The 14641-nt window shown below is 37.1% G+C and carries 14 protein-coding genes; 10 read left to right on the forward strand and 4 right to left on the reverse strand.

The window, feature by feature from the left end; translation table 11 throughout:
* The first annotated feature begins 19 nt into the window (after window positions 1-19).
* The 4 genes from ACN6MT_RS16150 (at window position 20) to ACN6MT_RS16165 (ending at window position 4091) form a co-directional block, all read left to right on the forward strand.
* The gene (locus tag ACN6MT_RS16150) at window positions 20-1462 is read left to right on the forward strand and encodes an ATP-binding protein (protein ID WP_419887059.1); all 1443 of its coding nucleotides are present in this window, start codon (window positions 20-22) and stop codon (window positions 1460-1462) included.
* A 2-nt stretch (window positions 1463-1464) separates the two neighbouring features.
* Window positions 1465-2151 (forward strand): response regulator transcription factor, encoded by a 687-nt coding sequence (locus ACN6MT_RS16155; RefSeq protein ID WP_063253841.1) that lies wholly within the window; start codon window positions 1465-1467, stop codon window positions 2149-2151.
* Window positions 2152-2344: 193 nt separating this feature from the next.
* Window positions 2345-3052, forward strand: coding sequence for an ankyrin repeat domain-containing protein (locus ACN6MT_RS16160; RefSeq protein ID WP_419887060.1), 708 nt, complete (start codon window positions 2345-2347; stop codon window positions 3050-3052).
* A 76-nt stretch (window positions 3053-3128) separates the two neighbouring features.
* The gene (locus ACN6MT_RS16165) at window positions 3129-4091 is read left to right on the forward strand and encodes a DUF4822 domain-containing protein (RefSeq protein WP_419887061.1); all 963 of its coding nucleotides are present in this window, start codon (window positions 3129-3131) and stop codon (window positions 4089-4091) included.
* A 65-nt stretch (window positions 4092-4156) separates the two neighbouring features.
* Here the strand turns inward: ACN6MT_RS16165 and ACN6MT_RS16170 are convergent, their stop codons facing one another.
* Window positions 4157-5566, reverse strand: coding sequence for a PQQ-dependent sugar dehydrogenase (locus ACN6MT_RS16170; RefSeq protein WP_419887062.1), 1410 nt, complete (start codon window positions 5564-5566; stop codon window positions 4157-4159).
* Window positions 5567-5704: 138 nt separating this feature from the next.
* On the opposite strand from ACN6MT_RS16170, the gene ACN6MT_RS16175 reads away from it, so the two are divergent.
* From ACN6MT_RS16175 to ACN6MT_RS16200, 6 genes are all read left to right on the forward strand, one after another.
* The gene (locus ACN6MT_RS16175) at window positions 5705-5896 is read left to right on the forward strand and encodes a YbxH family protein (RefSeq protein ID WP_419887063.1); all 192 of its coding nucleotides are present in this window, start codon (window positions 5705-5707) and stop codon (window positions 5894-5896) included.
* Window positions 5897-5970: 74 nt separating this feature from the next.
* Window positions 5971-8544 carry a helicase-related protein gene (locus ACN6MT_RS16180; RefSeq protein ID WP_419887064.1) on the forward strand — a complete coding sequence of 858 codons (2574 nt, stop codon included), beginning with the start codon at window positions 5971-5973 and terminating at the stop codon, window positions 8542-8544.
* A gap of 142 nt (window positions 8545-8686) precedes the next feature.
* The gene (locus tag ACN6MT_RS16185; RefSeq protein ID WP_419887065.1) at window positions 8687-9025 is read left to right on the forward strand and encodes a hypothetical protein; all 339 of its coding nucleotides are present in this window, start codon (window positions 8687-8689) and stop codon (window positions 9023-9025) included.
* 333 nt (window positions 9026-9358) lie between these two features.
* Window positions 9359-9487: a hypothetical protein gene (locus ACN6MT_RS16190; protein ID WP_260631668.1), complete on the forward strand. Its 129-nt coding sequence runs from the start codon at window positions 9359-9361 to the stop codon at window positions 9485-9487.
* 253 nt (window positions 9488-9740) lie between these two features.
* Window positions 9741-10076, forward strand: coding sequence for a hypothetical protein (locus ACN6MT_RS16195; protein ID WP_419887066.1), 336 nt, complete (start codon window positions 9741-9743; stop codon window positions 10074-10076).
* Between the two features lie 436 nt (window positions 10077-10512).
* Entirely contained in the window at window positions 10513-11556 is a 1044-nt protein-coding gene (locus ACN6MT_RS16200) for a hypothetical protein (protein WP_419887067.1), read from the forward strand.
* Window positions 11557-11657: 101 nt separating this feature from the next.
* Here the strand turns inward: ACN6MT_RS16200 and ACN6MT_RS16205 are convergent, their stop codons facing one another.
* Genes ACN6MT_RS16205 through ACN6MT_RS16215 form a run of 3 tightly spaced genes read right to left on the reverse strand, consistent with a single transcriptional unit; the run spans window position 11658 to window position 14521 of the window.
* Window positions 11658-12056, reverse strand: coding sequence for a hypothetical protein (locus ACN6MT_RS16205; protein WP_419887068.1), 399 nt, complete (start codon window positions 12054-12056; stop codon window positions 11658-11660).
* A complete protein-coding gene (locus ACN6MT_RS16210; RefSeq protein WP_419887069.1) occupies window positions 12053-14296 on the reverse strand; it encodes a molybdopterin oxidoreductase family protein in 2244 nt (747 codons plus the stop codon). Before ACN6MT_RS16210 ends, ACN6MT_RS16205 begins: the two co-directional genes overlap by 4 nt.
* A gap of 12 nt (window positions 14297-14308) precedes the next feature.
* Window positions 14309-14521 carry a hypothetical protein gene (locus tag ACN6MT_RS16215; protein ID WP_419887070.1) on the reverse strand — a complete coding sequence of 71 codons (213 nt, stop codon included), beginning with the start codon at window positions 14519-14521 and terminating at the stop codon, window positions 14309-14311.
* Between the last annotated feature and the right edge of the window lie 120 nt (window positions 14522-14641).

Consider the following 14641-nt stretch of genomic DNA (forward strand, 5'->3'; position numbering starts at 1 on the left):
AATTGATTGGAGGTGAAGTATGTCCATTAAAATGAGGTTTCTGTTGTCATACGTGGGGGTCATTGTTTTTTCTATTTCTTTGTTTTTAGCGGCTGGTTATTTGCTTCTTTTTACGATAACGGGCGATGTAAATTCGATCGCGAACTTTTATAAGAAATCATATCTTCAAAAACCTTTGACTCCAGTTGAGGAAAGTGTGTTTCTTGATTTAAAGCTTTTGGCAAAAAATAACTCTGAGCAGCTATTAAATAAAGAACAACTGAAGAAGCTTGAACAGCAAGATATCAAAATTGTCGTAAGAAAAGATCACAACATTGAGTATGCGACTTCCACGTTAAGCCAGCAGGCATTGGTTACGTCACTTCCTAAGTTTGAGGAAACGAATATAAACACCCGGGATTCCATTAAACTCAATGACTTTTATTTTACTTATGTAAAGTTTGATTTTTATTTTTCAGACAAAAGTAAAGGAAGTATTTTTGTATTAAGGAAGGTAAGCTCGAATGCTCAATTGATTCAAGAGCTGTTTCCTATTTTATTAGGTCTTTTACTGCTTCTGTTTATCATGATTATTGGGTTGCTAAACTATTTAGTGTCAAGAAGCATTATCAAGCCGATCTCCATCCTTAAAGAGGGGGCAGAACGGATTAAATCGGGTGATTTACATTTTGAGATCAAAACAACTTCTAGTGATGAAATCGGACAATTAAATAAAACCTTTGAGGAAATGAGGCTAAAATTAAAGGAGTCGATCACCCTTCAGCTTCAATATGAGGAAAATCGAAAAGAACTTCTTTCAAATATTTCACATGATCTAAAAACACCGATTACGTCGATTATTGGTTATGTTGAGGGAATAAAAGACGGTGTAGCAAATACCCAGGAGAAAATGGAGAAGTATTTAACCACCATTCATGTCAAAGCAAGGGACCTAGATACATTAATCGATGAACTATTTTTATTTTCAAAACTAGATTTAAAGAAAGAGTCCTTCACTTTTAAAACGATTGAATTGGTTGAATACATGCAAGATTTTGTAGAAAAACTTCATCTTGATTTGGTTCAAAAAGGTATAAAGATTCACCACCATCCACCTAATAAACCGATATACGTGAGTGCTGACCGGGAAAAGTTAAAACGTGTTTTAGTAAATCTCATAAACAATTGTGTGAAGTATATGAATAAAGATGATAAGTATATTTCAATTCAACTGCATGAAGGCCCTTTTGATGTCGTCTTAGAAGTAATGGATAATGGCTATGGAATTGAACCTTCTGCGTTGCCATATATTTTTAATCGTTTTTACCGGGCAGAAAAGTCTAGAAATTCCCGGACTGGTGGAAGTGGATTAGGACTGGCCATTGCTAAACACATCGTTGAAGAGCACGAAGGGGAGATATGGGCAACTAGTGTGAAAGGCAATGGTACAAGTGTTTTCTTTTCTTTGAAGAAAGGTGTGTAAAGATGAAAAAGATATTATTGATCGAAGATGAAGTCAGTATCGCAGAATTACAAAGAGATTATCTAGAAATTAATCAGTTCCTAGTAGATGTTGAACATAGTGGTGATTCAGGACTCCAAATGGCACTCGAAAATGATTATGATTTGATAATTTTAGACATCATGCTCCCTGGCGTAAGTGGATTTGATATATGCAAACAAGTACGGCAAGTTAAAAATATTCCGATTCTGTTTGTTTCTGCAAAAAAGGAGGATATCGATAAAATCCGAGGTCTGGGTTTAGGAGCAGATGATTATATTACTAAGCCTTTTAGTCCAAGTGAGTTGGTAGCTAGGGTGAAGGCACATATTGATCGGTATGAACGACTAGCTGGAAATCAAACAAAATCAAATATGATTAAGGTTAAAGAGATTATGATTGATAAGTCAGCGCGTAAAGTTTATCTTAACGGTGAGGAGACATCGTTCACAACAAAGGAATTTGATTTGTTGGTATTTCTTGTAAATCACCCGAATCAAGTCTTGAACAAAGAGCAGCTATATGAACATATTTGGGGCTATGAAATGGCAGCGGATGTGTCAACGGTGACCGTCCATATAAGAAAAATACGCGGGAAAATTGAAAAAGATCCCGCCCATCCGAAATACTTGGAAACGGTTTGGGGAGCAGGCTATCGATTCAATGTTTAAAATTAATAGTATAAATACAATCCGTCACATAAGGTGGCGGATATTTTTTTATAAACATGAAGAAATTTTCTGAAAAAGTTTATCTTTTTTTAAGAAATTCTTTCGAGGGAGTTTAATATTTCGGTTTAACATAAATGTATGGCCAAATGAGTGAAGGAGGATAGCAATAGTAAACCGATAGGTGGTGAAAATCATGTGGAGGCGCCAAGCAATCGTCTTTGGAACTATATTCATTCTTCATGGCTGTGTCTCTGTTAATGATGGTAATACAAATAAAAAGGTGAATGAGATAAAGGTAGTGATAGATATGGAGGAACAACTGATTATAGCAGCAAAAGGCAAAGACGCGGATACCGTAAGAAGATTGATTGAGGAAGGTGTCGATATTAATACGCAGGACTCAGAAGGGCGAACTCCCACAATGATTGCGACATACAACAACGATTTAGAGACTGCAAAAATACTTATTGGCGCGGGAGCAGACGTCAATATCCAGGATGATATCGAAAATAACCCCTTCCTGTATGCTGGTGCTGAAGGGTATATTGAAATCCTAAAACTTACGATTCAAGCTGGTGCCGACCCATCTATAACAAACCGGTATGGAGGAACTGCTTTAATCCCTGTCTCAGAACATGGATATGTAGATGTTATTAAAGAACTTCTTACCAATACTCATATCGATATAAATCATATAAATGATCTCGGCTGGACAGCTTTACTAGAAGCTATAATTTTGAATAATGGTGATGAAAAACAGCTGCAAACAGTGCAATTGTTGATCGATCATGGGGCAGACGTGAATATTCCCGATCGGAATCATGTAACTCCTTTACAGCATGCACGAAAGAAAGGTTTTAAAGAGATTGAAAATATATTGGTAAAAGCAGGGGCAAAATAACTAGGTTTGTAAAGACTTACTTAGGAACATAACCATGTAATTGACACCAAAATAAAGAAATGAGGAGACAACAAAAATGAACAAAAAAGCAAAAATGTTACCGTCTATTCTTCTTGGGTTAACTTTAGTTATTTCAGGATGCGGCACAATCACACAAGCGCAAACAAATGACCAGAAACAAGAACAAACTGAAAAAAAGGGAAGTGAACAAAATAAGGAAACCAAAGGACAGGAATTAGCTAATATTCTTAGTAGCACAAATTGGCAAGGTACCAAGGTATATGATAAGGATAAAAATGACTTAACAAAAGAAAACGCAAGCTTTATTGGTCTAGCAAAATACGACGATAAAACCGCAAGATATGAATTTTTTGATAAAACCACAAAAAGGAGCCGCGGTGACAAAGGAACGTTCTTTATCACCAATGATGGAAAGATCAGAGTATTAATATCTGAATCAATGGGTTACCAAGCTGTTGTTGAAATAACAAAACTCAATAAAGACATCTTTACTTATAAGAGAATGGGAAAAGATGCGAATGGTAACGATGTAGAGGTATTTGTTGATCATATTCCATATAAAGAAACATCTCTATCTTTTACGGACCCAGATAAGACCTTGGTAACAAAAACGGGGGAAATTGTTACAGATAAGGATGGAGATAAAATTCTATCAGACACCCTTTGGCAAGGGACTGTGGCATTAGATGAAAACGGAAATGATGTGTCAGCCTATAACACAAATTTTCTAGGGCTTGCGAAATATGATTTTAAGACAAATAAATATGAATTTTTTGATGCGAAAACAGGAGCAAGCCGTGGGGATTACGGCTATTACGATGTTGTACACGGTAATAAGATACGAGCACATGTTTCAATAGGAATGAAGTACGGTGCAGTTCTTGAACTGACAGAGCTGAATGAAAAGAAATTTACTTATAAAAGAATGGGTAAAGATAAAGATGGTAAAAACATAACGATAACAGTTGAACATGTTCCATATAAAGGTGATTTCAAACTAAAATTCACTAAATTTTAATGACAAATTGGCACGCAGCCATGAAGGGAATGGATTTACTCCACTCCCTTTTTTGTTCGGAAGAATTAAGGAACAATTTCAAAAACAGTACCCTGGTTTAAATCAGTCACCTTCATCGATCCGTAAACCCCTAAATATAATCTAGTTTGCTCCAGATTACTTCCCAAACTTACATAATACGCGGCTTGAGATCCATAATCATATTCGGTTTGAATTACCCTAAAATCATTTTGTTTACCATCTGTTCTTATACTGGAGTAGGCTAGGGCACCTCTAGGTTGAGGTTGAGATTCTTTCCGAGAAAGATCGATGAACACAACACTACCCGTTAAAGCGGGAATCGCATGCCCGACATAGGCTTGCACTCCTGTTAGTGCGGTTCCACTAAACTTATCTGGTCGTGGATCACTATGATAATAACTAGTCAAAGGCTGAAGACGCCTCACTGAAGTAGATATTGCTTCATTATAAAAAGCAATTATTTTCTCATCTAAAGCCGGATTATTCGTGCAGCCTCTGATAAATGAAGTAGGAAATGCACCTTCCCACCCCCTCCAGCCAAAGTTAACAAATCCTTCCGGGTCAAGGCTAACATTCATTGAAGCGGCTTGAACAAGCTGAGTAACTGGTATTGGTTTAGAATGAAAGAATGAAAAAATTGCCTCTTCTAAATCCTGTCCGACATTTCCTACATATTTAATATACTGATTTTGCAACCTTTGATAAGAAATGCCTGTTATATTGCGAACTCCTTTTGCCATTATACTAAGCGTTCCCTGAATAGATACGGGAAGTTCATTGAAACGTGTGACAACGGGTGGGTTCGGGATACCTGTATTTTTTCCAACGTCGATTTCAATGATCTTTCCTGCAATTTCCATCGTATCCTGACTTAAATTAAAAGGATCATAGCCTGACCCTCCATCACCTGTTGTTAAAACAAGTCTCCCTGTTTCAGGTGAAAAGTTCAAGCTATTGACACCATTATGATTCATAAAAGGTCTTCTTACGTTTAGTAATGTCCGGCGTTTTTGAGGTTGACCATTGGATTGTAAAATCCATTCCTCCACTGTATCAATATGGTCATATTGATTTTCTCTATTAAGCCACCTTAAGGATAGTGTTTTAGGGTCACAAGGGTTAGGTGTAAAAGATTCAGAAAGAGCTCCTGGACCTTGAGTTCCGGCTGCGGAATAATGTAGATAAAACAGACCGTTATAATAAAATTGGGGGTGAAATGCCAGTCCAAGCAATCCTCGTTCATCATACCCGCCAGACGCACCAAGTTTTATAATCCGCTGACGAATATCTAAAAAAGTCCTAATACCTTCATTACTTAAAAAGAAGATCTCTCCGACCTGGGTTGCAATGAATAATCTTTCCATTGAGTCACCCGGAAGGAAAGTGGTTTTCAAAACAGTGGGTAAATTGATTTTGCTGACAATCGGCCGTAAACGAACCTTTACGTTTATCACCTAACTTTCCACTCCTCCTAATTGGTCTCTCCTATGAGAATATGATTAGACCTGTTCTCTTAGTACCGTTCTGTTTTTGGAAGATTAACCACAGCACAATAGTAAATACTAAAAAAAATTAGAAAAAAGGGGATTATCATGGGAGCGATTGAACGAAACGGATTTCGATTTGTACCAGAATATAGTGTCAGCCACCAAAATGGGGCGATTCATGTCTACAACAAAAATCGAATCATTGAAGAAATCAAATTTGAATTTTCAGGTGATTTTCCTGAACTGGATCAGATAGAGGATTTAGTCGACCAATATTGCATTAAACGAGAAATTTAAGGTCCGAATATTTGTTCGATTTCTGATTTAGTGATAAACTCGAAGTACCAAATAGTGATTAAGGAGGGAAGAAGTTGAATAAACTAACCGCCGTTTACCCTCAAGCGATTGAACATACAAAGAATAAAGTTATCGAAGATATGAATCATTATTTAGAGTCAAAAGAAAGTTTGCCGTCTTTTAATGAATATTTACATGACCGCGGGCATTATCTTGAGCAAATTTGGGTCAATGTTTGGTTGAATAAGGTCACTAATGATGTCCCGAAGAATGAGAAAAAAGAGTTTTTGCGGGAAAAAGGATACGAGGTTCAAGGAGTGGACCGCAAACTAATTAATAAACTTTTTCGGGATGAAATGAGAGACTATCAGCCATTTCATGCGCGTGAATGGACCGAGGAAACTTTTGCAAATCAAAAAGATGAATGGGAACAAAGATATCACCAAGCGAAAGCAGATTTTATAAAAAGACAAGAAGTGAACCGCTTGGCAGAATTGCGTCATATACTTGCAGAAAAAATAGAAGAAATGGCATCAGAAATGATTGAGAAAGATTATCCTGAACTTTATCTCTATGTTCGTCATTTCACAGCCAAACAATTAGCTGCGGATATCAAGAATAATGTAAAATTCCAAACCATCGATACCTTTGCCCTAGAAGAAAAATTAGTGGATGAAGGACATTTTAATCCTGATTCGTACACAACGGTGGCGAAGTTTTTTGAGGAACTAACAGGGGATATTCATAAAACGGTTAACTGGGGCCGGAGCTTGTATGAATATCAAACGTATTTTTTTGTCTATGAAAGCTTAATTTCCGACTACCTTTCAGAGTTAATCCCAAAGAGGATTTTGGAAAAACTCCCGCAGGTAATGAAGGAACAGTATCAGGAAGCCTTTGGTGAAAAACTGACACCTGCTTACATAAAGGGGAGCATGACACAGCTTTTGTATGAGGTAGAAGATTATGTTATTGAAGATATCCAAGAGGAATATCTTTCAGATTTACTGAAAATTGCAGAACTTCCTTTTGACCTTACCGTTCATCAGCAAATTTTTGAAAAGGACTACTCCGAAAGAGAACGAAAAAAGGCGGAGGAAGAAGCAGAATTACAACGAAAACGAGAAGAAGAAGAACGAATGATGGATGATATTTTTGGTCAGGAGTATAATCCGTCGCTTGGTGGAAGAGTTCGTTACGTTCTTCATATAGGTGAAACCAATACAGGGAAAACTCACCATGCACTTGAGCAGATGAAGCAGGCAAACAGTGGTTTGTATCTAGCTCCACTAAGATTATTGGCGCTTGAGGTTTATGATAAGTTAAATATTGAAGGAACACCGTGCTCGTTAAAAACGGGTGAAGAAGAAAAAATGGTACCGGGTGCTAACCATTTTTCATGCACGGTGGAAATGTTTCATGAAAAAGAAAGCTATGATATTGTTGTTATTGACGAAGCACAAATGATTACCGATAAGGACCGGGGTTTCTCTTGGTACAAAGCGATCACAAAAGCCAAAGCACATGAGGTTCATATTATCGGCAGCAGGAATTCAAAACCGATGCTGCTGCAATTGCTAGGAGAATCGGATATTACGATATACGAATACAGCCGCGATACACCGCTGGAAGTGGAAACAAAAGAATTCCATATTAAACATGTGAAAAAAGGGGATGCACTGATTTGTTTTTCAAGGAGGCGAGTGCTTGAAACGGCGTCTCGGCTTCAAAGCGATGGTCATTCAGTCAGCATGATTTACGGCAGCATGCCCCCAGAAACAAGAAAAAAGCAAATTGAGCAATTTAACACTGGGAAAACTAAGGTCATTGTATCGACTGATGCCATTGGAATGGGCTTGAACTTGCCGATTCGCCGGATTGTGTTTTTGGAAAATGAGAAATTTGATGGAACCAGAAGGCGGTTGTTAACCTCGCAGGAAGTGAAACAAATCGCCGGCCGGGCAGGTCGCAAAGGAATCTATGATGTGGGAAAGGTTGCATTTACCAAGGACATCAGGCTGATGAGGAGATTGCTGAATCAAGAGGATGAGCCCGTGCATACATTTGCCATTGCCCCAACCAACTCGGTATTCGAGCGTTTCCAACGCTATTATCGTGATTTAGGAACATTCTTTGAGCTTTGGGGGAAATTTAAAAGCCCACCAGGAACGAAGAAAGCTTCCTTGGCAGAGGAGCGTTCCCTTTACGATGTGATTGCTGGGACAGAAATTGAAGCACGATTACCTTTAATGGACCTATATGGGTTTTTACACCTCCCTTTCTCAAAAAATGAACCGACATTAACACGACAATGGGAAGATACGATGTATGCAATTATCCAGGGTACTCCTTTACCGGAACCTCCATACAAGGAACGAAGTTTAGAGGATCTCGAATTAGCATATAAAGCACTTGGCTTGCATTTGCTCTTTTTATATCGATTAGGTGAGCGTACGGAAGCGATATATTGGGAGCGGCTGCGTGAAGAAATGAGTGACAAGGTCCAAGATAAATTAAAAACGGATATTCGCAAGTTCGTGAAAAAATGTAGAAACTGTGGCAAGAACCTCCCTTGGGATCACTCATTTCCAACCTGTGATGCCTGCCATAGTGCTAAATATAGAAGACGCTTTGCAGAAGATTTCTAGAAGTACCGTTTAAGGTTCAAATCGCAAATGATTTGAACCTTTTTATTTTACTAGCGGAAATTATTGGAATTTTATTACAGTTAAATAGCGTTAAATGATATAATTTTTTCTAAGAAATTATAGAAATTAAAGGGGGGATAGTATGGGAAGAATTATTTGGTCGGTTATTACGATAGGTCTGATTCTTTTTGCAAACTGGGGGATAGCAAAACTTTTTAATAATGATTTCCTTGATTGGTCCTTTTTAACAGGTCTTGCAGCAGTCGTATTGGTTAAGTTTTTTAATTCATCGGGTGGAATGGCATCAGAATTTGCTAATGCGAGACTACAAAGTGGAAATGAGGATAATGATCTTCAAGTAGAGGTTTGGACGAGAATAGAAAAGATTGAAAGGCGTTTTAAAGCCACACCATCGTTTTATGTGGCAATAGGTTATACGCTTGTTTCGGGGATTATAACATTTATTTATTACTTCATTTAATAAAAAGAAACTACTTTAAAACTCTTACGATATGGTTTGTGTTTATCTTGAAAAGTAATGTTGCAGGTATGTATAAGAAGGATTATATTCCAACAAACAATTATAAACACGTTAGATATATTATATTGAGATACTGATTAAAGAAAATTTTAACTCCAGGGAGGTACCATTATTGGTGCCTTTTTTGAGTTCTTATGATGTTCTGTTCATAAAGACAGAAAATGTATAATTTTTTTAAAAAATTAATGTTATTAGTTTAGAACTTGTCCAATTATTTCAGCATAACATGTTAGTGTAAGAGCTCTTTCAATAAGGTTGAAAGGGGGGAGAAAAATGTCTATAAATCTAGTTACAGTAGTTCTTGTGTTGCTTCTCTTAGTAGCCCTGCTTGTTGCTGTTTTACTTGGCACGCCAGAACAACAACAAATCATTATTGCTGCTATTAATGCATTGCTTGGTTAATATAATGTAGTAATATATTTCCCCTCAGTATAAGGCCCCTTTAATATCACTTCCACTAATAGGTAGTTGGTATTATGGGGGTTTCTATTTTTTGATGGATGACTTTTTATTGTGAAGCTATGATTTTAACCCAATTTTACATCGTATGGTTTTTTGCTAACACACATTTAACTTTTTTTCATAGTATGTAACAGTATAGGACGAGAATCAGTTCTCCTTGTTATCCTAAGATAAAAAAGGTGGAGTTTACTACATGACTAATGAAAACGAATCCAAACTAGAGGTTAAAAACCCTCTAACAAACAATACAGCGATAGATCTAAGTGGAATCATGAATATTGCAGGTTCATTACTTAAAAATCCGGAAGTATTGAATACAGTTTCAGATGTAATGAAACTTACTAATAGCGTCCATGAGACCTCCAATAAACCAGAGGAACTTCAGAAAAACACGATTTCGGCGTTGCAGAAACAAATAGCAGAATTGAATCAACAAATGATCGGGCTACAAGAACAAATAGTTAAAAATAATGAGGAACTAAAAGAATTGATTTTAAAAATGCAAAGCTCCCTCAATGAGCGAAAGTAGTGTACTAATTTTGAATGCACCAAATTTCATTTAATTAAAGACACTACTTACAATGGGGTCTATAGTCAATTTACTTTTCAATTAAAGGAAGCGTTAATCCAAGAGGGATTAATGCTTCTTTTTATGCACTTTAATGAAGTTACGGGTAGCTTTAGTAAGATTTCCTTCGAAATTAATTCGGTGTGTAACCTATGTTCATTAGAGCCAGGGATATTTTTTTATAAACCAAAAGCAACTCAAATACGGTGGAAATTAATATTCATTTAACTTTACATATTTAGCTGTAAATTCACGTTAAGTGATAGGAAACTGAAACCGTTAATATATTCTTTCACTACTTATTACGTTTGAATTGAAAAAAATTACTCTTAAACGTAAAAAGCGGTTGCTTTTTAGAGTAATCAGTTTTACTATATAAAGTAAGGAGGTGAAAATAATGGAAAATATAAGATTAAATGTTCCATTATTACGAAGAAGAGTGCCCAATCTTACCAGTGCTGCAAAAGAAGTAGGGCTGCGGCCAGCGACTGTATCTAATTTATGCACGGGGAAAATTCCGGTTGGCCGCTCTGAAGTTCGGACCATCGTAGCTTTAGCAGAATTAGCACAGTGTAGTTTAGATGAATTGATTTTAAGAGGGGAGAATGTAGAGATGATTGAAACAAAAATAAAAACATTAGATTTGTTTGCACCAATCGTTAAGGGAGGCACCATTGGACTTGTTGCTCGGCCTGGTATGGGGCAGTTGGTCGTACTAGCAGAGTTATTTTATCGTTTTAAGCGAGAGGGTTATGCAACGGTTTTATTAAAACCTGAAAATGATCATCCAGAGTTAGCGGAAATTCTAGACGATACGGAGATTGTAGCTGAGTCAATTGAAAAGGCTTTCGTTGAAATGTCAAAGGCAGGAAAAAATAAAGAGATTATTTTTGTTGCTGACCGTTCACATGTTTTAACCGGGGAAATCTACGAACTTCAGGAAAAATTACAAGATGTCGACATCAAGTCTGTTACAACCTTTTTACTAGATTTAAAAGGGGCTTCAGTGGATGAAGATCTGCCATATGGTCCGCTTGAAACGTTATGGCAGTTTGATATGGACTTAGCAGTAAGACATCGCTTCCCAGCAGTAAACCCAATCTACTCTACATCCTCCGTATTGGAAGGTGCACACCTAGATCAAACCCATCTTTCCATCCAACAAAAAGCACAAAAGCTATTAAGACGTTACCGTGAACTACGATCACTCGTAAATGTGAAAGGAATTAGTGGAATCCCTGCTTCTGAAATTGAAACATTTCATCGAGGCGAACGTTTAGAGGCATATTTGACACAGCCATTCTATGTAGCAGAAGCGTTTACGGGTATTAAAGGAGAAGAAGTAAGTTTGAAGGATACATTGACTGATGTTAAGAAGATTTTAGATGGTGTTGTCGATTCTATGGATATTACTTCTTTAAATTTTATCGGTACAATTTAATAATTTTGTGAGGTAAAGTAAAAGAATTTCGTTATCTTCAGGTATGTTTTTGATAAATGACAATAGAAATGACGTGTGAATTTGCACACGTCATTTCTTCACTACCATAAGTTTGAGAGTTCTTGGAATTTAGGTGTAATAATGTACAAAGAATTGTTTTCACCGAATAGATCTACTACAGAGCGGGTATAAAAAATTAAACATTTCTTAATATATTCGACTTCTGTTTGAACAGGCAGGGGAGTTGTGTGTTTAAGCATGGTATACATTTCATCCAATGTATCGCCATCACGATAAAGAACACTCCAATGAAATTTAGAATCTTTTAATGATAACGGGGATTCTGAAATGGCAAGTAAATGAGCCTGTAGCTCCTCTACTATATATTGAATTCTTACTAATAAAGGATTGATTTCCTCTTTCGATTTTTGTTTTGCTGCCAATTGGATTTGTTGAGAAGCTTGTATTACTTCATTTACATTTGGTAACAGGTAGTTCACATCCCCTCATTAACCATTATCTTTTCAATCCGGCAAGCACCATTTTTAAAGTGTGGTTGTTTAGAAACAAGATCCCAAGTCTCTAATGTTAGTACGTTAGCAGACTGATTTTCAGTTAGAGATCCATAGTGAAAAGGAATGAAAATTGATCCTTGATTAACGGAATCTGTTATTCTTGCAGGAATCTCAATCGAACCTCTTTTTGTTGTAACCCTAACCATGTTTCCCATTTCTATTTCCAGTTTCAATGCGTCTAAAGGATTTATTTCGATATATCCTTCAGGGGATGTCATGTGCAGAAGCGGTGACCTGGCAGTTTTTGTTCTTGTATGCCATTGATATACAAGTCGACCTGTATTTAAGGCAAACGGAAACTTTTCTGATGGCACTTCTAATGGAGGAGACCAGTCAAATCCATATAAAATGGCTCTCCCATTTGCTTGGAGAGCTTCAAATTCTTCCCTTGTTCTAGCTCTCCCAGTCAGCATATCTCTCCCATATGATTCAGCTGTGTCCGCATAAGTATAAAATTCTCCATCGGAATACCATCTATCTTTTCCATTAGGGTATTGTTCATTACAGGGATGTTGTATACCACCGAGTTTTTCCATTTTATTATAAGTCATCCCTGACATATCACAAGGGCGCCCTTTTGACACTGTTCTCCACTCATTAAAGGCTTCTTCTGGACTTAGATAGGAAATGAGAGGCTTTCCGTCCTTATCTTTAAAACCCATTCTCTTGGAGAATTCTAAAAGAATTTCAAAATCTGAGGGTAAACCAAATGGAGGTTCCACTGCTTTTCTTAGAACATTTACTCTTCTTTCCAGATTTGTCATCGTTCCTTCTTTTTCACCCCAAAGTGCTGTTGGAAGAACAATATCGGCTAATTCTGCTGTTTCACTTAAAAATGGGTCTTGTACAACGAGAAAAACTTTTTTTAATAGCTGAATCATTCTATTACGATTTGGCAAAGAAACCGCAGGATTGGTGAACATTACCCAAAATAGTTCTATTTCTCCCTGTTCAATCAAGTTCATCATTTCCATAATATAAGTTTGTGGACCTACTGGTAATATCTCAGGATGTACATTCCATAATTGTGCGATTTCACGAATATGGTCAGGATTACTGTTATTTCTATAACCTGGGTAGAAACCAGCCCCTCCAACCTCGCGATTTGACATGGCGCTAGGCTGACCTGCATGTTGGAACGGCCCAGACCCGGGCTTACCTATTTTGCCCATTATTAATTGCATAGAGTTTACAAGCGAAGCGGCTGCTGTGGCGTCCATACTTTGATAGACTCCTTGTAAAAGAATGGTCAATGTTCTACCCGAAGTACCTATCCACTCTGCACATTGTAGCAACTTTTCTTGTGGAATAGTTGTAATTTCTTCTACTAATGAAGGCGTATACCGGGCTGCCGTATGGGCTAGTTGCTTGTACCCGACTGTATGTTTGTCAATATACGATTGATCAATCCATTGGTTCTTAATTAATAAATGGATAATCCCATTTAATAACGCAACATTCGTACCACTTCTTGGCTGTAAAGAAAGATCTGCCATCTTGTCACTAATATCATTCCGGGTATCAATTTCTATGATTCTAGTTCCATTTTTCTTTCTTGCTTCTAGTACACGTTCCCATAAAACGGTGTTAGTTTCATTAGAATTTCTACCTATAAAAACTATCACATCTGCTAGATCTACATCTTCCTCACAGGCTGGTGGACCATCCGAACCAAAACTTTGAATGAGTGCCCATTCTGCTGTAGCTGTACATAACCTTGTATTTGCATCAACGTGGTGCATTCTTAAACCGGCACGAGTAATTTTAGAGATTGTGTAATATTCTTCTAAGTATGCTTGCCCGGTATGGTAAAAACCTAGACCCCCCGGTCCTTTTTTTCTTTGAATATCTTTTACTTTATGAACCAATAAAGAATAGGCGTCATCCCAAGTGGCTGAAAGAAGTTTTCCGTTATGGCGGATTAAAGGGGCAGATAAACGATCCACACTATTATTTGCCCACCATTGATTCTCTCCTTTGGGACCTAGCCGTCCCTTATTTATTGGGTAGTTTTCATTCCCCATAATTCCGACGATTTTCTCGTCCTTTACTGCAATAAAACACCCACAGCCATTTGAACACAGGTTACAAGTGGAATAAACCAGTTTGTCTGGTTTACCTTGCGAATAAATGTTCATATCAACCCTTGAGGTGTCCCATACCATACTTTCAACTCCTTATTTTTCTTTATTCGTTTTTAACAAATGAATTTGCTGCTGTAAGGATGGGGAGGCTGGAAATCTACTTATTCTTCGATACGGTAGGAAAGGGGGCACAATTGGATTAATGGCAGCATAAATAGGGATGTCCTCTTGTGAAACATTTGTTTCCATACGATGGGGAGGGACAAGTAGTTGTTTAAATGGAAGATCTGAAAAATCCTTATTCAAAATAACAACACCTCCTATATCAATCATTCATATTTTTATTAGGTTTTTGTCTGTACAGTATTGTTCTATTGTATGAATGAATTAAGAGTATGATGATTTGTAATATGTCGTAAATTCTAA

This window comes from Neobacillus niacini (assembly GCF_048572935.1).
In the GTDB taxonomy this organism is placed as follows: domain Bacteria; phylum Bacillota; class Bacilli; order Bacillales; family Cytobacillaceae; genus Neobacillus; species Neobacillus niacini.